General features: G+C 72.4%; 26 protein-coding genes and 1 pseudogene. 15 read left to right on the top strand and 12 right to left on the bottom strand.

Annotated elements, in window-relative coordinates:
• Positions 1 to 43 precede the first annotated feature (43 nt).
• Together BGP73_RS19750 and BGP73_RS19745 are read right to left on the bottom strand one after the other, a co-directional pair.
• Complete coding sequence (locus tag BGP73_RS19750; protein ID WP_069816805.1) at positions 44 to 724, bottom strand: response regulator transcription factor; 681 nt, start codon at positions 722 to 724, stop codon at positions 44 to 46.
• A complete protein-coding gene (locus tag BGP73_RS19745) occupies positions 721 to 2,178 on the bottom strand; it encodes a sensor histidine kinase (RefSeq protein ID WP_079127697.1) in 1,458 nt (485 codons plus the stop codon). Before BGP73_RS19745 ends, BGP73_RS19750 begins: the two co-directional genes overlap by 4 nt.
• 194 nt (positions 2,179 to 2,372) lie before the next feature.
• Between BGP73_RS19745 and phoU the strand changes: the two genes are divergently transcribed.
• Both phoU and BGP73_RS23210 read left to right on the top strand, forming a co-directional pair.
• On the top strand, positions 2,373 to 3,050 hold the full coding sequence (phoU, locus tag BGP73_RS19740) for a phosphate signaling complex protein PhoU (RefSeq protein WP_069816803.1): 678 nt from the start codon (positions 2,373 to 2,375) through the stop codon (positions 3,048 to 3,050).
• Between the two features lie 562 nt (positions 3,051 to 3,612).
• Positions 3,613 to 3,762, top strand: coding sequence for a hypothetical protein (locus BGP73_RS23210; RefSeq protein WP_170837895.1), 150 nt, complete (start codon positions 3,613 to 3,615; stop codon positions 3,760 to 3,762).
• An 85-nt stretch (positions 3,763 to 3,847) separates the two neighbouring features.
• Here BGP73_RS23210 and BGP73_RS19735 read toward each other — a convergent pair whose 3' ends face one another.
• From BGP73_RS19735 to mshA, 3 genes are read right to left on the bottom strand one after another with little or no spacing between them, the layout of a single operon-like run.
• Positions 3,848 to 4,609: a phosphoglyceromutase gene (locus tag BGP73_RS19735; protein ID WP_069816801.1), complete on the bottom strand. Its 762-nt coding sequence runs from the start codon at positions 4,607 to 4,609 to the stop codon at positions 3,848 to 3,850.
• A gap of 43 nt (positions 4,610 to 4,652) precedes the next feature.
• Positions 4,653 to 5,186 (bottom strand): YbjN domain-containing protein, encoded by a 534-nt coding sequence (locus tag BGP73_RS19730; protein ID WP_069816799.1) that lies wholly within the window; start codon positions 5,184 to 5,186, stop codon positions 4,653 to 4,655.
• Positions 5,179 to 6,483 (bottom strand): D-inositol-3-phosphate glycosyltransferase, encoded by a 1,305-nt coding sequence (gene mshA / locus BGP73_RS19725; protein WP_069816897.1) that lies wholly within the window; start codon positions 6,481 to 6,483, stop codon positions 5,179 to 5,181. The genes BGP73_RS19730 and mshA overlap by 8 nt, the downstream gene beginning before the upstream one ends.
• Before the next feature lie 254 nt (positions 6,484 to 6,737).
• Between mshA and BGP73_RS19720 the strand changes: the two genes are divergently transcribed.
• The gene (locus BGP73_RS19720; protein WP_069816797.1) at positions 6,738 to 7,538 is read left to right on the top strand and encodes a methylase; all 801 of its coding nucleotides are present in this window, start codon (positions 6,738 to 6,740) and stop codon (positions 7,536 to 7,538) included.
• Positions 7,539 to 7,571: 33 nt separating this feature from the next.
• On the opposite strand, the gene BGP73_RS19715 is transcribed toward BGP73_RS19720, so the two are convergent.
• Together BGP73_RS19715 and BGP73_RS19710 are read right to left on the bottom strand one after the other, a co-directional pair.
• Entirely contained in the window at positions 7,572 to 9,752 is a 2,181-nt protein-coding gene (locus BGP73_RS19715; protein WP_244501287.1) for an RNA degradosome polyphosphate kinase, read from the bottom strand.
• 299 nt (positions 9,753 to 10,051) lie between these two features.
• Complete coding sequence (locus BGP73_RS19710) at positions 10,052 to 10,531, bottom strand: hypothetical protein (protein ID WP_139134587.1); 480 nt, start codon at positions 10,529 to 10,531, stop codon at positions 10,052 to 10,054.
• 115 nt (positions 10,532 to 10,646) lie between these two features.
• On the opposite strand from BGP73_RS19710, the gene BGP73_RS19705 reads away from it, so the two are divergent.
• The 3 genes and pseudogenes from BGP73_RS19705 to BGP73_RS22350 all read left to right on the top strand — a co-directional run bounded on the left by BGP73_RS19705 (position 10,647) and on the right by BGP73_RS22350 (position 12,061).
• Positions 10,647 to 11,279 (top strand): TetR/AcrR family transcriptional regulator C-terminal domain-containing protein, encoded by a 633-nt coding sequence (locus tag BGP73_RS19705; RefSeq protein ID WP_069816793.1) that lies wholly within the window; start codon positions 10,647 to 10,649, stop codon positions 11,277 to 11,279.
• A 228-nt stretch (positions 11,280 to 11,507) separates the two neighbouring features.
• A pseudogene (locus BGP73_RS19700) lies at positions 11,508 to 11,882 on the top strand (helix-turn-helix domain-containing protein); the annotation flags it as partial.
• Between the two features lie 20 nt (positions 11,883 to 11,902).
• A complete protein-coding gene (locus tag BGP73_RS22350) occupies positions 11,903 to 12,061 on the top strand; it encodes a DUF397 domain-containing protein (protein WP_244501282.1) in 159 nt (52 codons plus the stop codon).
• A 159-nt stretch (positions 12,062 to 12,220) separates the two neighbouring features.
• On the opposite strand, the gene BGP73_RS19695 is transcribed toward BGP73_RS22350, so the two are convergent.
• The 5 genes from BGP73_RS19695 to BGP73_RS19675 all read right to left on the bottom strand — a co-directional run bounded on the left by BGP73_RS19695 (position 12,221) and on the right by BGP73_RS19675 (position 17,114).
• Positions 12,221 to 12,967, bottom strand: a complete 747-nt coding sequence (locus BGP73_RS19695) for a maleate cis-trans isomerase family protein (RefSeq protein WP_069816791.1) — start codon at positions 12,965 to 12,967, stop codon at positions 12,221 to 12,223.
• Positions 12,964 to 13,797: an alpha/beta fold hydrolase gene (locus BGP73_RS19690; RefSeq protein WP_069816789.1), complete on the bottom strand. Its 834-nt coding sequence runs from the start codon at positions 13,795 to 13,797 to the stop codon at positions 12,964 to 12,966. The genes BGP73_RS19695 and BGP73_RS19690 overlap by 4 nt, the downstream gene beginning before the upstream one ends.
• Positions 13,798 to 13,816: 19 nt before the next feature.
• Complete coding sequence (locus tag BGP73_RS19685) at positions 13,817 to 14,686, bottom strand: alpha/beta fold hydrolase (RefSeq protein WP_170837894.1); 870 nt, start codon at positions 14,684 to 14,686, stop codon at positions 13,817 to 13,819.
• Entirely contained in the window at positions 14,683 to 16,011 is a 1,329-nt protein-coding gene (locus BGP73_RS19680; RefSeq protein WP_069816787.1) for an MFS transporter, read from the bottom strand. The genes BGP73_RS19685 and BGP73_RS19680 overlap by 4 nt, the downstream gene beginning before the upstream one ends.
• Positions 16,012 to 16,412: 401 nt before the next feature.
• Positions 16,413 to 17,114 carry a TetR/AcrR family transcriptional regulator gene (locus BGP73_RS19675; protein ID WP_069816785.1) on the bottom strand — a complete coding sequence of 234 codons (702 nt, stop codon included), beginning with the start codon at positions 17,112 to 17,114 and terminating at the stop codon, positions 16,413 to 16,415.
• Positions 17,115 to 17,343: 229 nt separating this feature from the next.
• On the opposite strand from BGP73_RS19675, the gene BGP73_RS19670 reads away from it, so the two are divergent.
• From BGP73_RS19670 to BGP73_RS19635, 9 genes are all read left to right on the top strand, one after another.
• Positions 17,344 to 18,288: a PDR/VanB family oxidoreductase gene (locus BGP73_RS19670; RefSeq protein WP_069816783.1), complete on the top strand. Its 945-nt coding sequence runs from the start codon at positions 17,344 to 17,346 to the stop codon at positions 18,286 to 18,288.
• Between the two features lie 68 nt (positions 18,289 to 18,356).
• Positions 18,357 to 19,595: a Rieske 2Fe-2S domain-containing protein gene (locus tag BGP73_RS19665; protein ID WP_069816779.1), complete on the top strand. Its 1,239-nt coding sequence runs from the start codon at positions 18,357 to 18,359 to the stop codon at positions 19,593 to 19,595.
• Positions 19,582 to 20,394 (top strand): alpha/beta fold hydrolase, encoded by an 813-nt coding sequence (locus BGP73_RS19660; RefSeq protein ID WP_069816777.1) that lies wholly within the window; start codon positions 19,582 to 19,584, stop codon positions 20,392 to 20,394. Before BGP73_RS19665 ends, BGP73_RS19660 begins: the two co-directional genes overlap by 14 nt.
• Before the next feature lie 5 nt (positions 20,395 to 20,399).
• Positions 20,400 to 20,531, top strand: a complete 132-nt coding sequence (locus BGP73_RS23790; RefSeq protein ID WP_280138198.1) for a hypothetical protein — start codon at positions 20,400 to 20,402, stop codon at positions 20,529 to 20,531.
• Entirely contained in the window at positions 20,528 to 21,844 is a 1,317-nt protein-coding gene (locus BGP73_RS19655) for a M20 family metallopeptidase (protein ID WP_069816775.1), read from the top strand. Before BGP73_RS23790 ends, BGP73_RS19655 begins: the two co-directional genes overlap by 4 nt.
• A 70-nt stretch (positions 21,845 to 21,914) precedes the next feature.
• Complete coding sequence (locus BGP73_RS19650) at positions 21,915 to 22,877, top strand: catechol 1,2-dioxygenase (protein WP_069816773.1); 963 nt, start codon at positions 21,915 to 21,917, stop codon at positions 22,875 to 22,877.
• Entirely contained in the window at positions 22,874 to 23,725 is an 852-nt protein-coding gene (locus BGP73_RS19645) for an alpha/beta fold hydrolase (protein WP_069816771.1), read from the top strand. Before BGP73_RS19650 ends, BGP73_RS19645 begins: the two co-directional genes overlap by 4 nt.
• Entirely contained in the window at positions 23,722 to 24,786 is a 1,065-nt protein-coding gene (locus tag BGP73_RS19640) for an LLM class flavin-dependent oxidoreductase (RefSeq protein WP_069816769.1), read from the top strand. Before BGP73_RS19645 ends, BGP73_RS19640 begins: the two co-directional genes overlap by 4 nt.
• Positions 24,783 to 26,111 carry an MmgE/PrpD family protein gene (locus BGP73_RS19635; RefSeq protein ID WP_069816767.1) on the top strand — a complete coding sequence of 443 codons (1,329 nt, stop codon included), beginning with the start codon at positions 24,783 to 24,785 and terminating at the stop codon, positions 26,109 to 26,111. Before BGP73_RS19640 ends, BGP73_RS19635 begins: the two co-directional genes overlap by 4 nt.
• The last annotated feature ends 21 nt before the right edge of the window (positions 26,112 to 26,132 follow it).

Here is a 26,132-nt window from a genome sequence, read left to right as displayed (position 1 = left end):
GTTCCGGGGGCCGCCCCCGTACCGGGCGGAGCCGGTGCCGGGATCAGGGTTCGAACTTGTAGCCGAGCCCGCGGACGGTGACCAGGTAACGGGGGGCGCCCGGGTCCGGCTCGACCTTCGCCCGGAGCCGTTTGATGTGGACGTCGAGCGTCTTGGTGTCGCCGACGTAGTCCGCTCCCCAGACCCGGTCGATGAGCTGCATCCGGGTGAGTACCCGGCCCGCGTTCCGCAGCAGGATCTCCAGCAGGTCGAACTCCTTGAGCGGCAGATCCACCTTGGTGCCGCCGACCGTCACCACATGGCGATCGATGTCCATCCGCACCGGACCCGCCTCCACCGCGGTGGAGACGGTCTCCTCGGGTTGCCCGCGGCGGCGCAGCACCGCGCGTATCCGGGCCACCAACTCGCGCGAGGAGAAGGGCTTGGTCACGTAGTCGTCGGCGCCGATCTCCAGACCGACCACCTTGTCGATCTCACTGTCCTTGGCGGTCACCATGATCACCGGCACGTTGGAGCGGTTCCGCAGCTGGCGGCAGACCTCGGTGCCGGGCAGGCCCGGCAGCATCAGGTCGAGCAGTACGAGATCGGCGCCGTTGCGGTCGTACTCCTCCAGGCCGTCCGGCCCGGTGGTCGCGATCGCGACCTCGAACCCCTCCTTGCGGAGCATGTACGAAAGGGCATCGCTGAACGATTCCTCGTCCTCGACGACGAGCACTCGGGTCACGGAAGGACCTCCGGGGCTGTATCAGGGGCGCGGAGCGCTTGTTCCGAAAGGTTGGTGGAGGGCGTCTCCGGAGGCGGAGAGCCCGGGCCGACAGGGATTCCCGCCGGTTCCTCCGAACGGTCGGAGGAACCGGCGGCGAGGGCGGGAGTGTCCGGGCCACCGGGGTGGGCCAGGGGCTCCGGAGCATTTCGCCCACCGGTCGCGGGCGGCTGGTCCGCCGCGTCGGCGCCGGCCGGTCCGGCCGGGTGGTCGCAGCCGTCCGGGCCCACCGAGTCGGACGGCGGGCCGCTGTCCCGCTTCCGGACGCCCTCGGCCTCCGGAAGCCGCAGGGTGAAGGTGGAGCCCTGGCCCTCAGCGCTCCAGACGGTTACCTCACCGCCGTGCGAGGCGGCGACGTGCTTGACGATGGAGAGCCCGAGCCCGGTGCCGCCGGTGGCCCGGGAGCGGGCCGGATCGACCCGGTAGAACCGCTCGAAGACGCGTTCCCGGTCCCGCTCGGGGATGCCGATGCCCTGGTCGCTGACGGCGATCTCGATCAAGTCGCCGCCGGGGCCGGTCACCCGCCGGACGGCGATTCCGACCCTGGTCCGCGGCGGGCTGTAGTTGACCGCGTTCTCGACGAGGTTGCCGAGCGCGGCGGCCAGCTGGCCGCGGTTCCCCCAGATGTACAGGCCGGCGGTGCCGCCGGCGACCATCGCGATGCGCTTGTTGCCCGCCTGCTGCCGGCAGCGGTCGACCGCCTCGGCGACCAGCTGGTCCGCGGAGACCGGCTCGGCGTCCTCCAGGGGGTCGTCGTTCTGCACCCGGGAGAGGTCGATCAGCTCCTGCACGAGATTGGTGAGCCGGGTGGCCTCGGTCTGCATCCGCCGGGCGAAGCGGTCGACCGCCTCGGGGTCGTCGGAGGCGTCCATGACGGCCTCGGAGAGCAGCGACAGCGCCCCCACCGGGGTCTTCAGCTCATGGCTGACGTTGGCCACGAAGTCCCGCCGGACCGCCTCGATCCGGCGGGCCTCGGTCAGGTCCTCCACCAGCAGCAGCACCAGCCGGGAGCCGAGCGGGGCCACCCGCGCCGAGACGGCCAGTTCCTCGCCCCGGCCGGTACCGCGCCGCGGGAGCTCCAGCTCGACCTGGCGGATCTCCCCGTCCCGGCGGGTTTCGCGGGCCATCCTGAGCATCGGCTCGACCGCCAGCTCGCCGCCGCGCACCAGGCCGAGGGCGTACGCGGCCGAGCTCGCCTTGACCACCCCGTCGCTGTCGTCGAGGACGACGGCGGAGGAGCGGAGCACCGAGAGCACGGTGTCCACGCCGGGCGGCAGCACCGGCTGGGCCGGCCGGGCCGCACGGTGGTGCCCGGCCTGCTCCCGCTCGCTCCAGCGGAGCGCCAACATGGCGGCCACGCCGGTGCCTGCTCCGGCGATCGCGGCCACGGCGGCGATCGCCGCGCTTCCGTCCATACGTCAAGACTAAGCAGGTCGGCGAGGACCTCCCATGGGCCGGGATGTCGTCTTCGACACTCGTCACCGAGAGTTCACCCCGGGGTCGGCACGGGTTCACCCCGGATGTCGGAGCCGGACGCGTGGGCCCCGCACGGTGGGGCATCAGGGCACGCCTTGTGCCGCCAGGTGCACAGAGCGAGGGAAGATACACCATGCGGGACGCATACCAAGAGGAGCTGAACCAGATCGGCGCCGATCTGGTCGAGATGGCCCGGCTCGTCGGCTCGGCCGTCGGCCGCGCGACGACGGCCATACTCGACGCCGACCTCGACCTCGCCGAACGGGTGATCGCGGGAGACGAGAAGGTCGACGACTTGCAGCGCGAGCTGGAGAACCGGGCGATCACCCTGCTGGCCCGGCAGCAGCCGGTCGCCACCGACCTGCGGACCGTCGTCACCAGCCTGCGGATGAGCGCCGACCTGGAGCGTTCCGGGGACCTCGCCCAGCATGTGGCCAAGCTCGCCAGGCGGCGCTTCCCGGAGTCGGCCGTACCGCAGGACCTGCACGCCACCATCCTGGAGATGGGGCAACTGGCGCAGCGGCTGATGGTGAAGGCCGGTGAAGTGATCATCACCAAGGACGTCGACCGGGCGCTCCAGCTGGAGCAGGACGACGACGCCATCGACCTGCTGCACCGGGACCTCTTCCGGCGCCTGATGGACGAACGCTGGCAGCACGGCATCGAGACGGCGGTCGACGTCACGCTGCTCGGCCGCTACTACGAGCGGTTCGCCGACCACGCGGTCTCGGTCGCCCAGCGGGTGGTCTACCTGGTGACCGGCGAGCACGCGGACGAGATCGAGCAGGGCGGCCCGGTCCAGGGCGGCTGACCCGGCCGGCGACCGGTCGGCTCGGTTGGCTCGGTTGGCTCGGTTCAGTTCGGCTCGGTTCGGCTCGGTTCGGTTCGGCTCGGTTCGATGTGGGACGGTCGGCCAGCTCGGTCGGCTGCTCCGGCATCGCCCGGCGGCCGGCGGGGGGTGGTGCTGGGGCGGACAGCGGCTCCGGACGTCCGCCGGCGCGGGCCGGGCGGAGCGGCCTCCGGAACCGGCTCACGAGCATTCCGACGATCTCCTACGTGCTCCCGCGCGCCGTTGACGCGCCCGGGCGAACTGGTGTGCAGTAACGAACGGTTGATCAGGATGCATTGCCATCGAGGAGGTACTCATGGCCGACTTCCCCACCACGACCACACCCGACCCGGCACCGAGGAACTGCGGCTGCGGCTCAGGATGTAGCTGCGGTTGCCAGAGCGGCAGCGCCTGCCAGTGCGGCGGCGGCTGCGGCTGACCCCGCACCAAGAGGGTCGCCGCGGGCTCCGGGACACGTTCCCGGAGCGCCGCGGCGGCAGCCTCCGCTGCGCTGACACCGCAGCGCAGAGCACACAGTGGCAAAGTGCGCGGATCCACCGGGCCTCCGGCGGATCCGCGCACCGTCGCGATCCGAGCGGTTCGGCACACCTGGTCAGTGATCGCCGAGGTCCGGTCGACCTCGCCCCTGGCCACCGTCTTCGACCCCACCCGGTCCGGCCCGTCCCGGATCTGACGGCCCCGGGAGACCTGCCCCGGGGCAGCAACAAGCCCCTTACCAGCAGGCAAACAGCGGGCAGGGGGCTTGTTCGGGTATGGGCCTACTTCTTCCTGCCCTGGTTCTTGACCGCCTCGATGGCCGCCTTCGCCGCCTCCGGGTCGAGGTAGGCCCCGCCCGCGGTGATCGGCCGGAAGTCGGCGTCCAGTTCGTACAGCAGCGGGATGCCGGTCGGGATGTTCAGACCGGTGATGTCCGCGTCGGAGATCTGGTCGAGGTGCTTGACCAGCGCCCGCAGGCTGTTGCCGTGCGCCACGATCAGCACGGTGCGGCCCGCCTGCAGGTCCGGCAGGATGCCGTCGTACCAGTACGGCAGCATGCGGGCGACGACGTCCTTGAGGCACTCGGTGCGCGGGCGCGCCTCGCTGGGGAGGTCGGCGTACCGGGGGTCGTCGCTCTGGGACCACTCCGCGCCGTCCTCCAGGACCGGCGGCGGGGTGTCGTAGGAGCGGCGCCAGAGCATGAACTGCTCCTCGCCGAACTCGGCGAGCGTCTGCGCCTTGTCCTTGCCCTGGAGCGCGCCGTAGTGCCGTTCGTTGAGCCGCCAGGAGCGCTTGACGGGGATCCAGAGGCGGTCGGCGGTCTCCAGGGAGATCTGCGCGGTGCGGATGGCGCGCTTCTGCACGGAGGTGTGCACGATGTCGGGGAGCAGGCCGGCGGCGGTCATCAGCTCGCCGCCGCGCTGCGCCTCCTTCTCGCCCTTCTCGGTGAGGTTGACGTCCACCCATCCGGTGAAGAGGTTCTTGGCGTTCCACTCGCTCTCGCCGTGGCGGAGGAGGATCAGCTTGTACGGTGCGTCGGCCATGCCCCCGAGCCTAATCGACGGGGTCTGCCGGCCCGCCGCTTGCTCAGCCCGTGCCGGTGGACTCTCCTTCCATGCCCTCGGCATCCCGGCCCGTCAGGTGTCCGAAGGCCTGGAGGTTGCGGGTGGACTCCCCCCGCGCGGTGCGCCAGGCGTACTCGCGGCGGATGGCGGTGGCGAAGCCCATCTCCAGGAGGGTGTTGAAGCTGCCGTCGGCGTTCTCCAGCACCGTGCCCAGCAGTTGGTCCAGCCCCTCGGGGGTGACGGCGGAGAGCGGCAGTTTGCCGACCAGGTAGACGTCCCCGTGCCGGTCGACGGCGTAGCCGACCCCGAAGAGCCGGGTGTTCCGCTCCAGCAGCCAGCGGTGGACGGCCGCCTCGTTCTCGTCGGGGCAGCGGACCACGAAGGCGTTGACGGAGAGCGAGTGCCGGCCGACCACCAGGGAGCAGGTGGTGGAGAGCTTGGCGGTGCCGGGGAGCTTCACGACGTAGTGCCCGTCCTTCGGGCTCTCCCAGTCGAGCTCCGCCTCCCGGAGGGTCCGCTCGATGATCTCCCGCGCCGTCGCCACCGCCTCAGCCATGGTGCGATCGTAGGTGACGGTGCGCGCGCAGCGCCGCCGTGTAGACCTCCGCGGTGGCGGCCGCCGCCGCGTCCCAGCCGAAGCCGCGGGCGTGGCGGGCCGCGGCCCGGCCCATCTCCTCGCCCAGCGCGGGCTGGTCCGCGAGGCGGCGCAGGACCTGGGCGTAGTCGGCCGGATCGTGTCCCGGCAGCAGGAAACCGGTGATCCCGTCGCGTACCGCCACCGGTAGCCCGCCGACGGCGGCGGCGAGGACGGGGGTGCCGGCTGCCTGGGCCTCGATCGCGACCAGTCCGAAGGACTCGCTGTAGGAGGGCATGACGAGGACTGAGGCGGCCCGGTACCAGTCGGCGAGCTGCCGCTGCCCGACCGCCGGCTGGAAGCGGACCACGTCGGCGATGCCGAGCTGCTCCGCCAGGCTCCGCAGGCGGTCGGGCCTGGCCAGGCCGCTGCCGCTGGGACCGCCGACCACGGGCACGAGGGTGCGCCCGCGCAGATCGGGCCGCTCCCGGAGCAGAACCGCGACCGCGCGGAGCAGGACGTCGGGTGCTTTGAGCGGCTGTATCCGCCCCGCGAACAGCGGGATCAGCGCTTCCTGCGGCAGCCCGAGGCGGGCTCGGGCCGCGGCGCGGCCGTCGGCGGGATGGAAGAGGTCGAGGTCGACGCCCGGGTGCACCACGTCGACCAGACGTCGGTCGGCGGCGTAGTGGTGGACCAGTTCCGCGGCCTCGCCTTCGGTGTTCGCGATCAGCCGGTGCGCGGCGCGGACCACCTGCGTCTCCCCTATCACCCTGGCCGCGGGTTCCGGGGTGTCCCCCTCCGCCAGTGCGGCGTTCTTCACCTTGGCCATCGTGTGCATGGCGTGGACGAGTGGGACACCCCAGCGTTCCGCCGCCAGCCAGCCGACCTGCCCGGAGAGCCAGTAGTGCGAGTGCACCAGGTCGTAGTGGCCGGGCCGGAGCCCGGCCCAGGCCCGCAGCACGCCGTGGGTGAAGGCGCACAGCTGTGCCGGGAGTTCCTCCTTGGCCAGCCCCTCGTAGGGCCCGGCGTCGATGTGGCGCACCAGCACCCCCGGCGCCATGTCGACGGTCGGCGGCAGGTCACCGCTGGTGGCCCGGGTGAAGATCTCCACCTCGATGTCGAGGGCGGCCAGCTTCCGGGCCAGCTCGACGATGTAGACGTTCATCCCTCCGGCGTCGCCGGTCCCGGGCTGGTGCAGCGGGGAGGTGTGCACGCTGAGCATGGCGACGCGCCGGGGCCGGCGGGGGCCGCCCTGCCGGGCCGGGGGAAGCGTGCTGATCCCGGGGTGTCTGGCGGCGGGGAGCCCGCCCCCGGATCGCTGGCTCTGCACACTCCACCGGGACACCTGCTGGCTCACCGCGCGAGACCTCCTCGACCCGGGGCGCGAACCACCCCTCTCCCGCCTGCAACCACCGGAATCACCCCAACCATTTCCACTTTGCCAAACGGTGACCGAACGTCTCGGCCGTCGGCTGTGCTGTCAGCGACCCCCCTCTGCACGGGCTCCGCCAGCGGGGCGGGACACTGGAACCCATGGCTGGCCGTTCCGCACCCTCCCGTCCCGTCGGCACGGCGACCCGGGGGACCACCAACCCCAACCGGCTGCGGCGGATGGACCGCTGGATCACCGCCGAACGGACCGAGGTGCTGCGCCGTGCCCGCCGCCCGCTCGCCGTCGACCTCGGGTACGGGGCGGCGCCCTGGACCGCCGTCGAACTGCTGGAGCGGCTCCGCCGGGTGCGGCCTGACGCCGAGGTGGTCGGCCTGGAGATAGATCCGGACCGGGTGGCGGCGGCCCAGCCCTACGCCCGCCCCGGCCTCTCCTTCCGCCGCGGCGGCTTCGAGGTCCCGCTGCCGGGGGACGCCCGCCCGGTCCTGCTGCGGGCCGCCAATGTGCTGCGCCAGTACGAGGAGGCCGAGGTGGCGGCGGCCTGGGAGCGGCTCTGCTCCCGGCTGGCCCCCGGTGGGCTGCTCTTGGAGGGCACCTGCGACGAGATAGGGCGCCGCCATGTGTGGATAGCGCTCGGGCCGGACGGTCCGCGGACGGTGACCTTCGCCGCCCGGCTGAGCCATCTGGGCAGCCCCGCCGTCTTCGCCGAGCGGCTCCCGAAGGCGTTGATACACCGCAACGTCCCCGGCGAACCGATACACGCCTTCCTCTCCGACTTCGAGCGTGCCTGGGCGGCGGCGGCGCCCTACGCGCCGCTCGGGGTCCGGCAGCGCTGGATGCGCTCGGTCCGCTCGCTCGCCGCCGACTGGCCGCTGACCGACGGGCCCAAGCGGTGGCGGCAGGGCGAGGTGAGCGTGGCCTGGGGGGCGCTGGCGCCGCGCTGAGCGGCGCCCCCCGGCGCCCGTCCACCGCGCGCCTCAGTTCAGCGCCGGGCCTCGCCCCCGCCGCCGGGCGGCGATGAGCCGTTCCTGGACGTTGGGCAGCGGCGCCCCGTCCCCGTCCGTCCCGCGCCGCCTCCACTCGCCGTCCGGGCCGAGGAGCCAGGAGTCGGCGGTCTCCGACATCCCCGCCTCCAGCAGCGCCACCAACGAGGCCCGGTGGCCCGGGTCGGCCACCCGCACCAGCGTCTCGATCCGGCGGTCGAGGTTCCGGTGCATCAGGTCGGCACTCCCGATCCAGACCTCGGGGTCGCCTCCGTTGCCGAAGGCGAAGATCCGCGAGTGCTCCAGGAAGCGACCGAGCACGCTGCGGACCCGGATGTTCTCCGAGAGCCCGGCCACCCCCGGGCGGACGGCGCAGATCCCGCGCACCCAGACGTCCACCCGCACACCGGCGCGGGCGGCCCGGTAGAGCGCGTCGATGACCGCCTCGTCGACGATCGAGTTGACCTTGATCCGGACGTACGCCGGCCGCCCCGCCCGCCGGTGCTCGGCCTCCGCCGCGATCCGCCGGACCAGCCCTTCGCGGAGGGAGCGGGGAGCGACCAGCAGCCGCCGGTAGGTGGTACGGCGCGAGTACCCGGAGAGCTGGTTGAAGAGGTCCGAGAGATCCGCGCCGACCTGCGGGTCGGCGGTGAGCAGCCCCAGGTCCTCGTAGAGCCGGGCGGTGTTCGGGTGGTAGTTGCCCGTGCCGACGTGCGCGTAGCGGCGCAGGGCGTCGCCCTCCCGCCGGACCACCAGGGAGAGCTTGCAGTGCGTCTTCAGGCCGACCAGCCCGTAGACGACGTGGCAGCCGGCGTCCTCCAGCGCGCGGGCCCACTTGATGTTGGCCTGCTCGTCGAAGCGCGCCTTGATCTCGACCAGGACGAGCACCTGCTTGCCAAAGTTCGCGGCGTCTATCAGCGCGTGGACGATCGGTGAGTCGCCCGAGGTGCGGTACAGCGTCTGCTTGATCGCCAGCACGTCGGGGTCTTCGGCGGCCTGCTCCAGGAACGCCTGCACGGAGGTGGAGAAGGAGTCGTAGGGGTGGTGGAGCAGCACGTCCCGTTCCCGCAGCGCGGCGAAGACGTCCGGCACCGCGGCGGAGCCGGCTCCGGCCTCGGCGAGGTCGGGGTGGGGTCCGGCCACGAACTTCGGGAACCTCAGCTCGGGGCGGTCGAGCGCAGCTATCCCGAACAGCCCGGTGAGGTCGAGCGGGCCGGGCAGCCGGTGCACCTCCGCCGCGGAGATCTTCAGCTCCCGCACCAGCCGATCCAGCACCTCCGGAGCCATGTCCTCCTCCACCTCGAGCCGGACCGGCGGCCCGAAGCGGCGGCGCATCAGCTCCTTCTCCAAGGCCTGGAGGAGGTTCTCCGCGTCGTCCTCCTCCACCTCCAGGTCCTGGTTGCGGGTGACCCGGAAGAGATGCGTGGCGAGCACCTCCATCCCGGGGAAGAGCTCCTCCAGGTGTGCGGCTATCACGTCCTCCAGCGGCACGTACCGCTGCGGCGAGGCCTCCAGGAAACGGGAGAGCAGCGGCGGCACCTTGACCCGGGCGAAGTGCTCCTCGCCGCTGACGGGGTTCCGCACCACGACCGCGAGGTTCAGCGAGAGGCCGGAGATGTAGGGGAAGGGGTGCGCGGGGTCGACCGCCAGCGGAGTCAGCACCGGGTAGATCCGCTGCCGGAAGAGCGTGAAGAGCCGGGACTGCTCCTGCTCGGTCAGCTCCGGCCAGCGGATCAGCTCCACGCCCTCGGCGGCCAGGCCGGGCAGCACGCCCTGCCGGAAGCAGGCGGCGTGCCGGAGCATCAGCTCCCGGGACCGGTCCCAGACCTGCTGCAGGACTTCGCGCGGCTGGTAACCGGAGGCGGAGCGGGTGGCGACCCCGGTGGCGATCCGCCGTTTGAGCCCGGCCACCCGGACCATGAAGAACTCGTCGAGGTTGCTGGCGAAGATCGCGAGGAAGTTGGCCCGCTCCAGCAGCGGGATCGCCGGGTCCTCGGCGAGCTCCAACACCCGCTCGTTGAACGCCAGCCAGCTGCGCTCCCGGTCCAGGAAGCGGTCCGGCGGCAGCTCGCTCCCCTCGGCGTCTCCCTCGTAGGCGTCCGGATCGGCGTCCAGATCCGGGTCCAGTTCGGGCGCCGCTGCCGCCAAGGTGCCGGGCGGGGGGACGGCGTCCATCCCGACGGGTTGCCGCATCGCGGGCGCGTCCGGCGGCTCCGGCTGCTGCCGGGGCCGTGGCACCGCCTGTCGGGCCGTCTGCCGCACCACCTCGGGGACCGGTTCGGGAACGCTGGGCTGCATGCCCGTATCCTTCCCGCCGGTGGGCCGCTCAGGACCTCCGTGCCCTGAAAGTTCCAATGCCGTACCGCGACTTGACGGGCCGGCGGGTGCCCGGGGCCGGGGGGACGGTGCCACCGCGTGGGCGACCACTCCGCGCCCCCGCCGGTGAACGCGGCGGACGGCTGCCGGCTAAGGCCTCACACCGTATCCACCGGGCTCCGGAAACCACCGGTACGCCCGTCGCCCGGGGCGGCATCGGTGCTCTCCTTCCACACCAGGCCGACCGCGAGCAGCCCTGCCAGGCAGGGCAGCAGCCCGAGCAGGCCGTAGGAGAGCGGGATGATGCGGTCGTAGGGCGCCGCGGAGTAGGTGAGGTCGAAGAGGGCGAGGCAGGCGCCGAGCACGAACAGCGTGACGCTCACCGTGCGGGCACGGCGCGCTCCCCCGCGGACCGAGCGGATCGCCCAGAGCCAGCAGGGGATGCCGAGCGCCCAGACGACAGTCAGGTAGACGGTGATGGCGGTGCGGTCCTTGCGCACATCCGAGTCGGGCCAGTCCGGATAGGCGTCGCGTACATGGCTGGTGACGCTGTCCACGGTGGCCATGTCGACCAGCGGAAGCACTGCGGCTGCCGCGGTCAGCGCCAGCCCCAGGTACATGGCGGTGCGGGATGTCACGGTCGTCAGCCCCCCACAAGATTCTTACATCGTAAGTAAACTTCCCGCACGCTATATTTACGCCGTAAGAATCGTCAAACCCGGGGCTGAGACGTCCGGTACGAAAGGGGGCGGCATGGCGGCCAACAGGGCGCGTGGGCAACGGGCGGGACTGACCCGGCAAGCCGTACTGGAGACGGCCGTGCACCTCGCCGACCAGGAGGGGCTGAAGGCCCTCTCCATGCGCCGTCTCGGTACGGAACTGGGGGTGGAGGCGATGACCATCTACCACCATGTGCCGAACAAGGACGCGCTGCTGGACGGGATGGTCGAGCTGGTCATCGCGGAGGCCGCGCCTCCCGAGATCGGGGCGGCCACCTGGCGGGAGGGCCTCCGCGCCTACGCCGACGCGCTCGTCACCACGCTCGGCGCCCACCCGTACATCGTGCCGCTGCTGATGTCCCGGCCCGCCGTGACACCCCGCAACCTGCGGACCATGGAGGCCGCCGTGGCGGCGCTGCACGAGGCGGGCCTCACCCTGCCCAGGGCCTTGGACGTCGTCCACTCGGTGACCAGCCTCGCCCTCGGCCATGCCGCCGTACAGGCGGGCCGCGCCGACGGGGAGACCGCCGATCTGGCCGACGTCGACCCGGACACCTACCCGGTGCTGGTGCGCGCCGCCCGGGAGGCGGGCGACACTCCGTCCCGCGCGGGCTTCGGCTTCGCCCTCGACGCGCTGCTGTCCGGGTTCGAGAGGGAACTGGCCTAGGGGCTGGACCGGCGTGGGACGAGCCTGACCAGGCAGGACGGCGGCATCGGCCGCCGGGTACGGGAACCAGGCGGACGTGTACGGCAGCTGTACGGGCAACTGCCCGTGCCCCGCACCGGACAGCGGACGTTGCCCAGACGCGGCGGATCGACAGGCCGACTGCGCGACAAGGCGGCCGGACGGCACCAAGGGGGCGGGACGGGCGGCGCAGGCGAACGTCCGGCGGCGGTGCCGGGGCCGCGCCGACCGGAGAGCGACCGGCCGGCGGCCTGGTGCGCGTACGGCAAGCTGGTCCGCCTGTGCCGCGAGCGGTCCGCACTCACCCAGCAGGCGCTCGGGGAGGCCATCGGGTACTCCCTGGAGTTGGTGGCCTCCGTTGAACAGGGCCGCCGCCCAGCGAAGGCGATGTTCACCGAGGCAGCCGAGCGCGCGCTGGGCGCCGGCGGGGCACTACGGGTACTCCAGGAGGACGTGGACCGGGCGAAACTCCCGGAGTTCTTCCGCGACTTCGCCCTGCTCGAAACGGAGGCGGTGAGCCGCTTCTCCTACGACCAGCTACTGGTCCCGGGCCTGTTGCAGACCGAGGAGTCTGCACGTCTCATCGAGCGCGCGGCAGGGGAGAAATGAACACTGAAGAGTGTGCCAGAGCGCCTGACGAACTCGTCTGGTTCAAGAGCAGCCACAGCGGCCCCGACGGCGGAGACTGCGTGGAAGTCGCCACGTCCGCCCATGCGGTCCATGTGCGGACTCAAAGCGCGTGGACATCCCCGCCCTGCGGGTGACCATGTCCCCCTGGTCCCACTTCCTCTCGGACGTCAGCGGCGTCCGCGACTGAACCGGTCCACCCGGGGTACGAGCGGCGCCGCGCCCTTCTCGGGCGCGGCGCCGATCCGTGTCCGGCCGGGGTCGCGGGACGGCCCGGGGCGAGGTTTCCGGCAGGCTCAGTGCGCGCCGTCAGGGCTCGGTGCCGCGGTGTCGAAACGGCCCGCGAGCAACGCGCCGTACCGGTCCGGCCGGGCGGGGATGTCCAGAGTGCGGAGCAGATGCCAGAGCAGGGCCTGGTTGCTGGCCACCACGGGCAGGCCGAGCCGGTCCTCGATCCGCTGCAACTCGTCCGCGATGCGGATGCCCGCGCAGCTCAGCAGCACACCGTCGATCAACGACGGGTCGAGGGTGTCCGCGAGGGCGAGCCAGCCAGCTGGTTCGATCATGGCCTGCTCGACCGGTGTGGCCCGCGGCAGCCCCAGGTGGGTGACGACCTCGATGCCGCGCTCGCGGAGGAACTCCGTCTCCGCTCGGACGACCTCGTCGGGATACGGGGTCAGCAACGCGGGTCGGCGGATCCCGGTGGCCGAGAGAGCGGCGAGCACCGCCTCGATCGTGGTGACCGAGCCGATCCCGGTCGCCTCGCCGATCCGGTTCCGGAGCCGCTCCGGCCCGGCGAGCAGCGTCGCGGCGGTGCAGTTGACCGCGATGATGTCGACGTCGGCATCCACCAGCAGCCGGGCGTGCTCTTCCACGTTCTCGACCAGGCGCAGGTCGTCCGCCGTGCCGGTGTTGCGGAACGGCAGGCGGGTGGTGACGAACTGCACCCCCTGCGGGGCCATCAACTGGATCTCGTAGTCGCACAGCCCGCCCGACGGATACAGGTGGCCGATACGGGCGAGGTGACCGAAGCCGAGGCTCACCGGCCACCGCCGACGGGCTCGGCGGCCTCCTCGTCGAGGTGGGCCGAGACGAGGTCGGCGAACCGGTCCGGCTGGTCGACCATGGGAGAGTGTCCGGCGCCGGGCAGTTCGACGGAGCGGGCGGCGGGGATTCCCGCGACGAGCACGGCCGCGTGTTCCGCGGTTCGAGCGCAGTCCTCACTGCCGCGGACCACCAGCGTCGGCGCGCTGATGCGGGAGAGTCGCGGCGTGAGGTCCAGCTCCCGCGCCGCGCCGAGGACGGCTGCCAGGTACGCCGGGTCGGTGCGCACGACCGCCTGGAGGTAGGTGTCCCAGGTCGCGTCGTCGGGGCGGCCGGTGAACAGCATCCCGACGGTGTCCTCAGCGGCGGCCCGGGACGCGGCCCCGCCCTCCCGCCCCGCCTCGATCCACCGGTCGACGGCCCGGGCGAAGCCGGGCAGGGCGCCCCGGGTGCTCGCCCCGGTGCCGACCAGGACGAGCCGGCGCACCCGCTCCGGGGTCGTGGAGGCGATGACCTGCGCGACGATCCCGCCGACCGAGTTGCCGACCACGTCGACCCGGTCGAGTCCTTCGGCGTCCATCATCGCCACCACGGCGTCGGCGAGGGTGGTCGGTCCGGGGTCGGCGGACCACTCGCCGGCGGCGGGCGAGTAGAAGTCGACGGCGTAGCACGGCCGTCCGGTCAGGTGCCGCATGGTGGAGGTCCAGAACTGCCAGCAGCCGAACCACGGGTGCAGGAAGACGACCGGCGTTCCGTCGGCGGCCGGCCTGCTCACGTGGTAGGACAGCGATGTTCCGGGGAGGGGGACGGTCCGGTGGTGGACATCCATGGCTCGGCTCCTTGGGAGGTCAGCGGGGGGCGGGGTCGGTGAGCGGTCCGGTGCGGGGCCCGCCGGCCGGCGCCGGGCAACCGTGCGGGTCCCCGAGGAAGGCGCGGACCGTCGCCGCGAACTGCTCGGGCTGGTGGTCAACGGCCGGCACTCCCGTGCCGGGCAGGACCGCCGCGCGGGCCCCGGGTATCGCGGCGGTGATCTTCGGAAGGTCCGGGAGCGAGAACTCGTCCAGTTCGCCGCAGAGGGCGAGCGCCGGTGAGCGGATCAGCCCGATCCGCTCCTCCATGCGGTAGCGGTTCACCGCCAGGTGGCCCTCCTCGACCCGGTCGAGGACGCCCAGCCCGTCCCGCACCAGGCGGTCGAGCAGGTCCGGCCGGTCCGCCGGGTAGTACGGGGCTCGGTTCTGCCAGAGCCGCGTCAGGTGCGAACCGTCCGGCGTCGGCACGACATGGTCGATCGGTGCCCGCCGGGCCACCCGCCGCCGACGCTCGGCGTCGACGAACGGCATGCCGGAGAGCACGAGGGAGTGGATCCGGTCCGGAGCGGAGGCTGCGACCTCCAGTGCGATCACCGCGCCGGTGTGGTGCCCGACGAGTGAGAACTCGTCGAGTCCCAGTCCCTCGCAGAGGTCGAGCACCCCGGCCGCGAAGAGTTCGATGCTCCAGGGCCCGGACGGTCGGGCGGACTGGCCGAAGCCCAGGGTGTCCATCGCGATGGCCCGGAACTCCCCGCCGAGCAGCGGCAGGACGTCGCGGTACTCGTCCCAGGACCGTGGGGTCTGGTGCAGCAGGAGTACCGGGGCGCCGCTGCCGTGCTCGACGTAGTGCACCTGTCCGTGGCGGGTGTCGGCGTACCTGCGGCGCGGGGTCGGGTCGGGCACGGTCACCCGACGGCCTGCTCGGTCTCGACCGGCACCTCGGCGGCCGGCTGCCGGTCGGTGTCGGCCCCGGGTATGCGCAGGAGGAGTCCGGCCGCCAGGGACACCAGACCGGTGACCGCCATGTAGCAGGCGATGGCGGTCCAGCCTCCGGTGGCGTCCAGAAGCCACGCGGAGGTGGCGGGAGCGATGGCGTTACCGGCGATGAGTCCCAGGGTGAAGCCGATCGACATGCCGGTGAACCGGACGGCCGGTGGAAAGACCTGGGAGAAGTAGGCGGGCACCACCGCGTAGTTTGCGGAGTAGCCGATGAACAGCAGCACGAAGCCCAGCACCATCAGGCCGTAGTTGCGGGTCTCCAGCAGTGCGAACCACGCGAAGGGCAGCACGACGAGGGCGGCTGCACCGGCGAGGAACACCGGCCGCACCCCGACCCGGTCGGAGAGCTTGCCGAACAGCGGCAGGCAGATGAGGATCACCACGGTCGAGGGCAGGAGCACGGAGACCATCGTGCTGTTCTCCAGGCCGAGGGCCTCCTTGCCGTAGGTCAGGGAGAAGACCGTCGTCATGGTGAAGGCGCTGCCGGCGGCGATGATGCCCACGGCCACCAGCACCACCGTCCCGAGGTGGTGGCGCAGCACGTCGAGGAGCGGCAGTTCCCGGACGGTGCCCCGCTGCTTGGCCTCGGCGAAGTCGGGCGACTCCTCCAGTGAGTACCGTGAGACGAGCCCGATGACCACGAGGAGGCTGCTGGCCAGGAACGGGATGCGCCAGCCCCACGAGAGCATCTGGTCATCGGGAAGCTGGAAGACCAGCAGGAAGACCAGGTTGGCGAGCACCAGGCCCGCGGTCGCGCCGGTGTTGACCACGGAACCGAACAGGCCGCGCTTCTTGTCCGAGGAGTGCTCCACCGTCATCAGTACGGCGCCGCCGTACTCGCCGCCGACGGAGAAGCCCTGCAGCAGGCGGGCCACGATGAGGAGGATGGGGGCGGCGATGCCGATCTGGGCGTAGTTGGGCAGCAGCCCGATCGCGAAGGTCGAGACGCCCATCAGAACGAGCGTGACGACCAACACCATCTTGCGGCCGATGCGGTCGCCGAAATGCCCGAAGACCAGGGCGCCGAGCGGCCGTGTCAGGTAGCCGACGGCGAAGCTGGACAGCGACAGCAGCGTTCCCACCGCGGGGTCCGTGGACGGGAAGAACAGTGGGGCGAAGATCAGTGAGGCGGCCAGGCCGTAGATCGCGAAGTCGTAGTACTCGATCGTCGTGCCGATCCAGCTCGCGAACACTACCCTTCTGCTCTGCTGCGCTGCGGAACGCGTCGTGGTCATGCGTCCTCCGGAATGTGGGTCGCCGAACGGGGCGGCCGGTCGAAAGGGATGTCGGCGAGATCCGCGTTCAGTTCCCAGGGTCCCTGGTCCCGCGTACATCTGGCCAATGTCAGCTCATATCGGTCGCGGCGCGGCCGGGCAGACGTTGAGGTAGGGGGGATGCACAGGTACGGACTACGAGGTCGCCATCGGTCGGACAGAAACTTCGTACGAAGCATCGTGCAATGAATCGTACTGTGTACGGTCCACTGTGCGAGCGTCAAGAGGTCGGACGAGGTTTTTCCCGGCGCCGAGCTTTCACGCCTCCGGGCGCGAGCCTGCTTCCGGCCCGCGTGGAAGAGCGGTCCAGGATGCCTGCGAGGGGACCAGCGGAACGGAGAAAGAGCCGGTCACAGCCGGGCTCAGGGCCGTACGGTGTCCCGTTCGAGCGCGCGGAGCGTGCTGTCGATGTACGCCTCGAGGCCGGCGGCGAACTGGGCGTCGGAGGGAAGCTCGGTGACCTCCGCGGCGAACTCCACCACCAGCGGGAACTCCTCGAGCGGTAGCGCGGCGTAGAAGTGGCGGCGCTGCCGGCGCTGCTCGGCCCCCTCCTCGGCGGTCGCCTTCCCCCACTGCCGGGGTGTCTGGTAACTGGCGAAGCCGATGGCGTAGGTGATGAGGAAGCCGTAGCAGCGCACGGCCATCGGCCCCGGAATGCCGGCGCCGACGAGCCGGCGGAGCACGGCCTCCATGGCGCCCCGCAGCGCGGTGGGGCTGTCCGTGATGCGGGTGGAGAAGAGCCGGACGACGCTCGGATGCTCGCGCATCATCGCGAGGAAGGCGTGCCCGACGGTGCGGAGCGCCTCGGCCGGTCCGGCGTCGGGCTCGGCGGGCAGCCGCATCCGACCCAGGACGTGGTCGGCCATGCCGTCGAGGATCTCCTCCTTGCTACGGAAGTAGCTGTAGAGGGTCATCGTGCCGGCGCCCAGCTCGGTGGCGAGCCGCCGCACCGTGAGCCGGTCCAGGTCCCCCTCCGCGTCGGAGATGCGCAGGGCCGCCTCGATGATCCGCTCGGCGGAGAGCGGGGCGTCGCCGCGCTGAGACCGCCTCTGCTGCCGCGCCATGGGGCTCCTCCTGATCGTCCGGTCAAACCGTACCGGACGACGTCCCGTTCGAGGTCCGGTACGTCGGTGATCGGCGCCCGGGCGAACCGCCTCAGCGGTACCGGCTGCTCAGGGGGCTTCCCAGAACGCCTCAAGATGCGTACCGTACTAAGTACGAGATGCTCCGCGGGAACTTCCCAACCCTTGCTCGTAATATGTACCGTACTTAGTACCGAAACTGGAGGTGGAGATGTCCGACAGCGAGACAGGCGTCCTGGAACTCGAGGTCGTCGCCCTACGGCGGGAGTCCGACTGCGTGCTCTCCGTCGAGCTGGCCGATCCCGAGCGGCGTCTGCTGCCGGCCTGGGAGCCCGGGGCCCACATCGACCTCTGGCTGCCGGAACAGGTACGCCAGTACTCACTGCTCGGCGACCCGGCGGAGCGGCACCGCTACCGGATCGCGGTGCTGCGGGAACCCGCCTCGGCGGGTGGATCCCGCTATGTGCACGAGACCCTGCGCCCGGGCGAACTCGTCGAGGTGGGAGGACCGCGCAACAACTTCCCGCTCGTGGCGGCGGAGGGCTACCTGTTCATCGCGGGCGGCATCGGGATCACGCCGCTGCTGCCGATGATCCGCCGAGTCGAGGCGGAGGGCCGCGACTGGCGACTGCTCTACGGCGGGCGCTCCCACCGCTCGATGGCGTTCCTGCCCGAGCTCGCGCCCTACGGGGACAAGGTGGCACCGCGGCCGTTCGACGAGTTCGGCCACCTCGACCTCGCGGCGGCCCTGGGCGAACCGACCGAGGGGCTGGCGGTCTACTGCTGCGGCCCGGAAGGCCTGATCACGGCCGTCGAAGAGCGGTGCGAGGCCTGGCCGGCGGGGACGCTGCACGTCGAGCGCTTCTCCGCCCGTCCCCGCGACGACGAGGACGATCTGCAGGCCTTCGAACTGGTCCTCAGCCGGTCCGACCGACGGCTCTCCGTACCCCCCGACTGCACGGCCCTCGACATCCTGGACGCGGCCGGCATCGACGTGCCGAACGCCTGCCGGGACGGTGTTTGCGGCAGTTGCGAACTCCCGGTCCTGAAGGGCCGACCCCTGCACCGCGACTCGCTGACCGAGCCCGACCGCACCGACGCGTTCCTGCCGTGCGTGTCGCGCGCCCAGACCCCCGAGCTCGTGCTCGACCTGTGAGACCGCCCGGTCCTCGACTCTGACGATCGCACGGCACGCCGTGCGCACCCCCGTTGACTGGAGACATCGTGAGCGCATCCACCGAACCGACCCCCGAAGCCGCACCCCGCAAGGTGCCGCGCAGCCGCGGCGCCGCGGGACGTTCGTCGACGAAGCCGGTCGAGCCCGGCCCGCCCGTCCAGGACGGCACCGACTGGTCGGCCTGGCCGATCTACAACTCGGCCGAGCTGGGATTCCGCAACTACTGGTACCCGACCATCTGGGCGCATCAGGTCCAGGAGAAGCCGGTGCCGATCACCCTGGCCGGCGAGCGCATCGCGCTGGTCCGCGACGGTGACAAGGTCCGGGCCCTGCACGACCGCTGCCCGCACCGTGGCGTGCCCCTGTCGCTGGGCCGCAAGGAGTTTCCCGGGACGATCAGCTGCGCGTACCACGGCTGGACCTTCGGCCTGGAGACCGGAAGGCTCGACGCCGTCATCACCGACGGCCCCGACAGCCCCATCTGCGGCAAGATCTCCGTCGCGACCTACCCCGTCGAAGAGCTCCTGGGCATGCTGTGGGTCTACATCGGCGACGTCCCGCCCGGCGAGGACCCGCCGCCGGTCGAGCGTGACATCCCCTCCGAGCTCACCGAGAACACGCTGGTGCTCGGCGGGCGGTCGGAGGTCCGCAAGGGCAACTGGCGGTTCGGTGCCGAGAACGGCTTCGACGAGGGCCACGCCAAGTACCTGCACAACACCGCGCTGTGGCGACTGTTCAAGGTCATGCCGACCTGGAACAAGACGCGCATCGTCGAGAAGGACGGCTGGCTGGTCCGGGTGCAGGACGAACTGCACTACGACGCGGAGTTCCCCGGCGTCGGCACCTTCACCAACAAGCGCTGGTGGAAGCGGGTGCCGCTGCCCGACCACCCCGACAAGAACGGCGACGCCAACCCGGTGATCTCCGCCATGGACATCCCCGGCTTCGTGTCGGTCCGGATGCCGGGCCTGCTCCGGGTGGCCTACCCGAAGTTCATCCACTACGAGTGGTACGTCCCCGTCGACGCCGACCACGTGCGCTACGTGCAGATGATGGTGCGCTTCGAGACCGGCGCCACCGCACTGGCCTTCAAGGCGAAGTACCTGGCTGCCTTCCGCTGGCTGTTCCACGGCCAGTTCACCCGGCAGGACGCGTGGATGGTCAACGTCACCGACGCCCCGCCGGAGCGGCTGTACCGGCCCGACCTGTCGATCAACGCCTGGCGCCGGCACGTCGAACAGGTGGCACCGGTCGTCCAGCCCACCGAACGCCGTGTCGGTCACTGAGCCGGCCCACGGCTGGGCCGGCGCCGCGGACGGCCCGGTCACCGTCGTCCTGCACGGCGGTGGCCCGGGCTGCCACGCGACCTCGGACTTCGGTGCGGTGCTGACGCTGCGGCCCGAACGCCGGTGGCTCTGGGTGGATCTGCCCGGCTACGGCGCCTCGGGGACGGAGCCCTCCGCGGCGCGGTTGTCCCCCTCGGCGGCCGCCGGCGTCCTCGCCGCGCTGCTGGAACGGGTCGCACCCGCCCGGGTCGACGTGCTCGCCCAGTCGTACGGCGGGCTGGTCGCGCTGAGGCTCGCGGCCGACCGGCCCGAGCGGATCGGCCGGATCGTGCTCATCGGCAGCCAGCCCACACCCGCACCGGGCGGGGCCGGCCCACTGAGCACGGATCCGGGGCTCGGCGCCCGGGTCCGCGCCGAGTACTACGGCGGGGACGGCCCCGGTCCGGCCAAGATGCGGGCGCTGATGGCGGCGTCGGAGTGGTACGACACCGCCCGCATCCCTGAGTCGACGGCACTGGCCCGGTACCGGGCCAGCGTCACCCCCGGCGCGCTCGCGACCGCCGGCCTGCCCGCCCCCGCCGAGGACCTGGGCCAGGCCCTCGGCGCCGTCAAGGCCCCCACTCTCGTCCTGTGGGGGCGCCACGACCCCTTCGCCGGCCCCGACTACGCGGCGGCCCTCGCCGACGCGCTGCCCCGCGGTGACCTCGCCGTCGTCGGCCGGACCTCCCACCATCCGCAGGCCGAGCGCCCGGCGGCCGTCGCCGCGCTCGCCGACGCGTTCCTCACCCACAGGAGCTGATTGCCGTGTCCTCTCGCACCGCTGTCCTGATCACCCTCGCCACCGTCGCGGCCGCCGTGGCCGCGCAGCGCTCCGGACTGCTCGTCCGGCTGGGGCGCGGCACCACCGTCCGCAGCGTCCGCCCGGGTGCGCGATGACCCGGCTGAACACGCGGCAACAGTCCTGGACGGAGGCTGCCTGGAAGCTCATCACCCCCGAACGGCTCACCGAACTCGTCGTCGGGATGGTCGACATCCCGAGCCCGACCGGTGAGGAGGCCGCACTCGCCCGCTGGCTGACCACGACCCTCGATGGCGCGGGGCTTGAGGCCCACTACCAGGCGATCGACGACCGCCAGGCCAACGCCGTCGGCCGGCTCCGTGGCGACGGCAGCGGCGAGGACCTGCTGCTCTACGCCCCGACCGACACCCTCACCGTCGGCGACGCGGAGGAGGACGTGCCCTGGATCGGGCCCGAGTTGCGGGCGGACATGCAGCCCCGCGCCCAGGTGCACGGTCACCATGTGCTCGGGCTCGGCGCCAGCAACCCCAAGGGCCACGGCGCGGCGGTCGTCGCCGCTGCGGAGGCGATCGCCCGAGCCCGGATACCGCTGCGCGGCGACCTCGTCGTCGGCCTCGGAGCCGGCGGGATGCCGACCAACGGCCGCACCACCCGCGGTCTGACCCGGCACAACGCCGGCCAGGGCAGCGGCTGCTCGTTCCTGCTGGAACAGGGCTGGTGGGCCGACCACGCCCTGATCGCCAAGCCGGGGTGGGCCGTCTCCTGGGAGGAGGTGGGACTCTGCTGGTTCGAGGTCCGGGTGCGCGGCACCTACACCTACGTCGGCAGCCGGCACCGGATGCCCTATGCGAACGCCATCGCCCACGCCGCCACCGTGATCGACGCCTTGGAGCGCTGGTTCCCCGAGTACGCCGCCCGGCACACCGACGGGCTGGTGGCACCGCAGGGCATCATCTCCTCCGTGGAGGGCGGCTGGCCGCGAATGGCTGCGGTGGCCCCGGCCCTCTGCCGGTTCAAGGTCGACCTGCGCACCAACCCTCGCTCGACACCCGCCGACGTACGCCGCGAGTTCGCCACCGCGATCGACGCGATCAAGGCCGCACACCCGCAGATCGAGCTCGACTGGGACATGGTGCTCGCCATTCCCGGCACCCACACGCCCGAGGACGCCCCGGTCGTCGCGGCGGCCAAGTCCGCGTGGGAGGAGATCGCCGGCCGGCCGCACGAGCCCATCGTCGCCAACAGCGGCGCGACCGACGCCAACATCCTGCGCGCACGGGGCCTGCCGACCGCCCGGATCGGCATGGACCGGATCGGCCCGGACGCCCCGCTGCCGCTGGACTTCCCCGCCGGGATGAACGTCGTCGACATCCGGGAGGCCGTCCGGCTGACCCGGGCCATCGTGCACACCGCGATCGCGGTGTGCACCGGAGAACGGCGCGCCGCATGAACGGGCGCAGCGGATCACCGTCACACCCGGCGGCCCGGCGAACGCGGCCGCACGTCGGAGAGGAGGACTCATGAGCCGACTGGTACTTGGCGTCGGGTCCTCACACAGCACCCTGATGAACACGCACTGGGCCGAAGTCGACCACCTGCCCGCGGCGCACCGGTTCCGCGACGGCCTCGCCCAGGCGCGTGACGCACTGGCCGAGGCCCGCCCGGACGCCGTCGTCGTGATCGGCTCCAACCACTTCCGCGGCATGTTCCTCGACCTGATGCCGGCCTTCACCATCGGCGTCGGCGAGGTGCGGGGCGCCGGAGAGGCCGGCACACCCGGCGGACCGCTCCCGGTCGACACCGACCTGGCCCGCCGCATCGTCGACGGCCTGGTCACCGACGGGTTCGACCCCGCGTTCTCGCTGCGGCTGACCGTCGACCACGGCATCACCCACTCGCTGCAGCACCTGCTGCCCGCCCTCGACGTGCCGATCGTTCCCGTCGTGATCAACATGTTCGCGCCGCCGCTGCCCTCCCTCGCCCGCTGCCACACGCTCGGCGCCGCACTCCGCGCCGCCGTCCAGGGCGACGGACAGGACAAGCGGATCGCGGTCATCGCCTCCGGCGGGCTCTCCCACCGGCTGCCCTGGCCCAAGTGGTTCGACACGCTCTCGGACGACGACCGCTTCCTGGTCGAGGCCTGGCTCAACGGCCGCACCTCCTGGAGCGAGTACGAGGTGCGCCGCCGGCAGATCATCCGGGCCGCCGAGCCGGACATCAACGAGGAGTTCGACCAGTGGTTCCTGCGCCTGCTCGAGACCGGTGACCTCTCCGCCCTCCTCGACCACACCGACGAACAGATCGAGAAGGAGGCGGGCAACGGCGCACACGAACTGCGCGCCTGGATCGCGATGACCGCGGCCCTCACCTCTCCCGGGGGGCCGCCGACCGGCCGCACCCTCGCCTACGGGGCCGTCCCCGACTGGCTGACCGGCATGGGCGTCAGCCTCCTCACCCCCTCGTCCAAGGAGACATCGGCATGACCATCTGGACCGACCTGACCGGCACCGGCTTCGAACTTTCCTACGCGCCGGTGAACGGAGCACGCACCCGGGTACTGCGCGCCGGCGAGGGCGAGGCCGTCGTGATGCTCCACGGCACCAGCGGCCACCTTGAGGCGTTCGTGCGCAACGTGCCGGAGCTGTCCGAGGGCTTCGAACTGCACGCCCTCGACATGCTCGGCCACGGCTACACCGACAACCCGGGCGGCGACCTGCGCATCCCGCGCTATGTGCGGCACGTGCTCGACTACCTCGACAGCCGAAACATCGAGCGGGCCCACTTCATCGGCGAGTCCCTCGGCGGCTGGGTGGCGGGCCGCCTCGCCGCCGACCACCCCGAGCGCGTCGGGCGGCTGATCCTCGTCGCCCCGGGCGGGACCGTGGCCAACCCCGAGGTCATGGACCGGATCCGCACCAGCACCAAGGCGGCCGTCACCAGCGACGACCGGGACCTCACCCGCCGCCGCCTGGAGCTGCTCATGCACGACCCGGTGAACGTCTCCGAGGAGCTCGTCGACGTCCGCCACGCGATCTACCACCGCCCGGAGTTCGTCGCCGGAATCGACGAGCTGCTGTGCCTCCAGAAGATGGAGAACCGGACCGAGGACCTCCTCAGCCCGGAGCAGATGGCCCGGATCGCCGCGCCCACCCTGATCGTCTGGGGCGCGCAGAACCCCTTCGGCGACGTGCCCGAAGCGCACCGGATGCAGGAGTCCATCCCGGGCTCGACTTTGGAGATCTTCCCGGAGTGCGGGCACTGGCCCCAGCACGAGCACGCCGACCGGTTCAACAAGCTCGCGCTGGAGTTCCTCGGCCGGGGGCGGTCTTGACCACCCCGGCAGCGGCCGGAGCGGCGGACGCCGGACTGCGGGTCGGCGTCCGCATCCCGCCGTGCGACCGGGCCGACCGGCTGGTCGGATCCGTGCGCCGGGCCGAGGAACTCGGCTTCGACCAGGTGTGGTTCCCCGACTCGCAGCTGCTGTGGCGGGACGTCTTCACGGTGCTGACCGCGGCCGCCCTGAACACCGAACGAATCGGGCTGGGCACCGCGGTCACCAACCTGGTGACCCGGCACCCGGCCGTCGTCGCCTCGGCCGCGCGCAGCGTGGCCGAGCTCGCTCCCGGCCGGTTCACCCTCGGCCTCGGCGTCGGCAACAGCTCGGTCGCCCCGATCGGCCTGCGCCCGAGCACCGGGGCGGCGCTGCGCGAGGGACTGGGCCTGCTGCGGGCGCTGCTGTCCGGACAGGAGTGGGACTTCGACGGCGTCCGCTCCCGGCTCCGCGACCCCCAGCCGGACGTGCCGATCCACGTGGCCGCCAGCGGCCCGCGGAACCTGCGGCTCGCCGGGGAGACGGCGGACGGCGTCATCCTGCTCAGCGGCGCCTCGCCGAAGACCCTGGCCGGCGCCACCGCGCGGGTGCGGGAGGGCGCCGAGGCCGCGGGCCGTACCGCTGACGAGGTGCCGCTGACCGTCTCGGCGTTCTGCGCCGTGACCGAGGACATCGAGGCCGACGCGCGACAGCTCAAGCCGATCTGCGCGTCGATCGCGCAGATGGGCGGAGCGCCCTTCCTCGCCCTCGCGGGCATCGAACTGGACGTCCCCGACCAGGTGGAGGGCGTCTACCCGGACCTCGTACACGCCGAGGACTGGGACGTCGCGGTGGAGATCTGCTCGGAGTGGGTCAGCGACGCGGCAGCCCTGCGCTTCGCCCAGGAGTTCTGTCTGTTCGGCACTGCCAAGGAGATCACCGAACGGCTCAGGGAACTGCACGCCACCGGCGTGAACGGCGTGTTCCTCCAACACGTCGGCTCCTACGACCTGCCCACCGAGCTGATCGAAAGCGTCGGCTCCGCGGTGCTGCCCGCTCTGCGGCCGGGAGCGGTCCGGTGAGCGTGCTGGAGGAGCTGGCACTGCGCGGCCGGCGTGGGGCGGAGGAGGCCGACGCCGGCACCCGGTCGTCGGCCGCCCTCCACGTCCTCGACACGCTGGGCTGCGTGGCGGCCGGAGCCTCCCACCCCGTCGCGGCTCAGCTCGCCCGGTTCGCGGCGGACACCGGCGCCTCCGGTGAGCTGCGCACTCCCGCCCTGGCCGGCCGGCACGGGCTGCGCACGGCAGTGTGGGCGGAGGCGGTACTGGGGCACGCCGACGAGTACGACGCCTTGCACCCCGCCGCCGCCGTGGTACCCGCGGCCGTGGTGGTCCCGGCCGCCCTGGCCGTGGCCGACCGCGAAGGACTGCCGGGCCGGGCGGTCGTCGACGCCGTGATCGCCGGCTACGAGGTGGTCGTCGAGGCGGGGCTGCGCTTCGGCGGACCCCGCCTCTACGGCTCCGCCTGGTGGCCGACCGCGGTCTTCGGCGCACTGGGCTCGGCCGCTGCCGCCGCCAGCCTGCTGCGCCTTGGGCACGAGGAGACCACCGCGGCCCTGGGCCTGGCCGCGGCGGGTCTCGGCGGACTGCTCAGCGCGGACGAACTCGGCGCCGGCCACTACCTGCTGGCCGGGCGCGCGGCGGCCGACGGAGTGGAGGCGGCCCAACTGGCACGCGTCGGCGCGACCGCGAGTCGGACCCTACTGGACGGGCCCGCCGCCGCGGCGCTCGGCACCGGCGCCGCACCGGCCTCCGCCGAGACCGAGCCGCACCTGAACAACTGCGTGTTCAAGGGGTATCCGTGTGCCCGGCCGCTGCACGCGGCGCTGGACGCCCTGGAGGCGCTGGCGGCGCGGGGGCTGCCGGTCGCGTCGGCCCGCCGTATCGAGATCCTGCTGCCCAAGGCGCTCCTCCGCTTCGTCACCGCCGACCGGGCACCGGCGGGCCCCACCGAGGCCGCGGCCAGCGCGGTCTTCGCCGTCGCGGCGTGGCTCCACGGCGCCGCCGCGGACGTCCGCTTCTTCAGGGGCGCGCTGCCGCGAGGCGTACCGGAGGTGGCCCTGGGCCACGCCCCCGGACTCGACGCCCACCTACCGGACCGCTGGGGCGCACGAGTGATCGTCGATCTCGCGGACGGGCAGCGGGCCGAGCAGGAGGTCCTGAGCGGCGGTGGGGGCGCCGCCCGAACCGTGCCCGGTGACGCGGTCACAGCCAAGTTCCGCCGCAACGTCGGCGCCAGGGAGGGCGATGGCCGCTGGGAACAGTGGATCGAGCGGTGTCTGTCCCTGGACACCGTGCCCGACGTCGGCGACCTGCGGCACACGCTGTGCCGGCTGTTGCGGCGGTGAGCGTTCCCGCCTCCCCACTGC

It is taken from the genome of Streptomyces sp. TP-A0874, from assembly GCF_001748085.1.
In the GTDB taxonomy this organism is placed as follows: Bacteria; Actinomycetota; Actinomycetes; order Streptomycetales; family Streptomycetaceae; genus Streptomyces.
This window is presented reverse-complemented; position numbering and strand designations above follow the sequence as displayed.

What these genes read in the sequence shown, in the direction of transcription:
- BGP73_RS19715 (WP_244501287.1), bottom strand. Translation starts at nt 9,752, where the DNA reads ATGGACGCCGTCCCCCCGCCCGGCACCTTGGCGGCAGCGGCGCCCGAA.
- BGP73_RS19650 (WP_069816773.1), top strand. Translation starts at nt 21,915, where the DNA reads ATGAGCCGACTGGTACTTGGCGTCGGGTCCTCACACAGCACCCTGATG.
- BGP73_RS19680 (WP_069816787.1), bottom strand. Translation starts at nt 16,011, where the DNA reads ATGACCACGACGCGTTCCGCAGCGCAGCAGAGCAGAAGGGTAGTGTTC.
- BGP73_RS19730 (WP_069816799.1), bottom strand. Translation starts at nt 5,186, where the DNA reads ATGGCTGAGGCGGTGGCGACGGCGCGGGAGATCATCGAGCGGACCCTC.
- BGP73_RS19705 (WP_069816793.1), top strand. Translation starts at nt 10,647, where the DNA reads ATGGCGGCCAACAGGGCGCGTGGGCAACGGGCGGGACTGACCCGGCAA.
- BGP73_RS19645 (WP_069816771.1), top strand. Translation starts at nt 22,874, where the DNA reads ATGACCATCTGGACCGACCTGACCGGCACCGGCTTCGAACTTTCCTAC.
- phoU (WP_069816803.1), top strand. Translation starts at nt 2,373, where the DNA reads ATGCGGGACGCATACCAAGAGGAGCTGAACCAGATCGGCGCCGATCTG.
- BGP73_RS22350 (WP_244501282.1), top strand. Translation starts at nt 11,903, where the DNA reads ATGAACACTGAAGAGTGTGCCAGAGCGCCTGACGAACTCGTCTGGTTC.
- BGP73_RS19735 (WP_069816801.1), bottom strand. Translation starts at nt 4,609, where the DNA reads ATGGCCGACGCACCGTACAAGCTGATCCTCCTCCGCCACGGCGAGAGC.
- BGP73_RS19720 (WP_069816797.1), top strand. Translation starts at nt 6,738, where the DNA reads ATGGCTGGCCGTTCCGCACCCTCCCGTCCCGTCGGCACGGCGACCCGG.
- BGP73_RS19670 (WP_069816783.1), top strand. Translation starts at nt 17,344, where the DNA reads ATGTCCGACAGCGAGACAGGCGTCCTGGAACTCGAGGTCGTCGCCCTA.
- BGP73_RS19655 (WP_069816775.1), top strand. Translation starts at nt 20,528, where the DNA reads ATGACCCGGCTGAACACGCGGCAACAGTCCTGGACGGAGGCTGCCTGG.
- BGP73_RS19675 (WP_069816785.1), bottom strand. Translation starts at nt 17,114, where the DNA reads ATGGCGCGGCAGCAGAGGCGGTCTCAGCGCGGCGACGCCCCGCTCTCC.
- BGP73_RS19745 (WP_079127697.1), bottom strand. Translation starts at nt 2,178, where the DNA reads ATGGACGGAAGCGCGGCGATCGCCGCCGTGGCCGCGATCGCCGGAGCA.
- BGP73_RS19690 (WP_069816789.1), bottom strand. Translation starts at nt 13,797, where the DNA reads ATGGATGTCCACCACCGGACCGTCCCCCTCCCCGGAACATCGCTGTCC.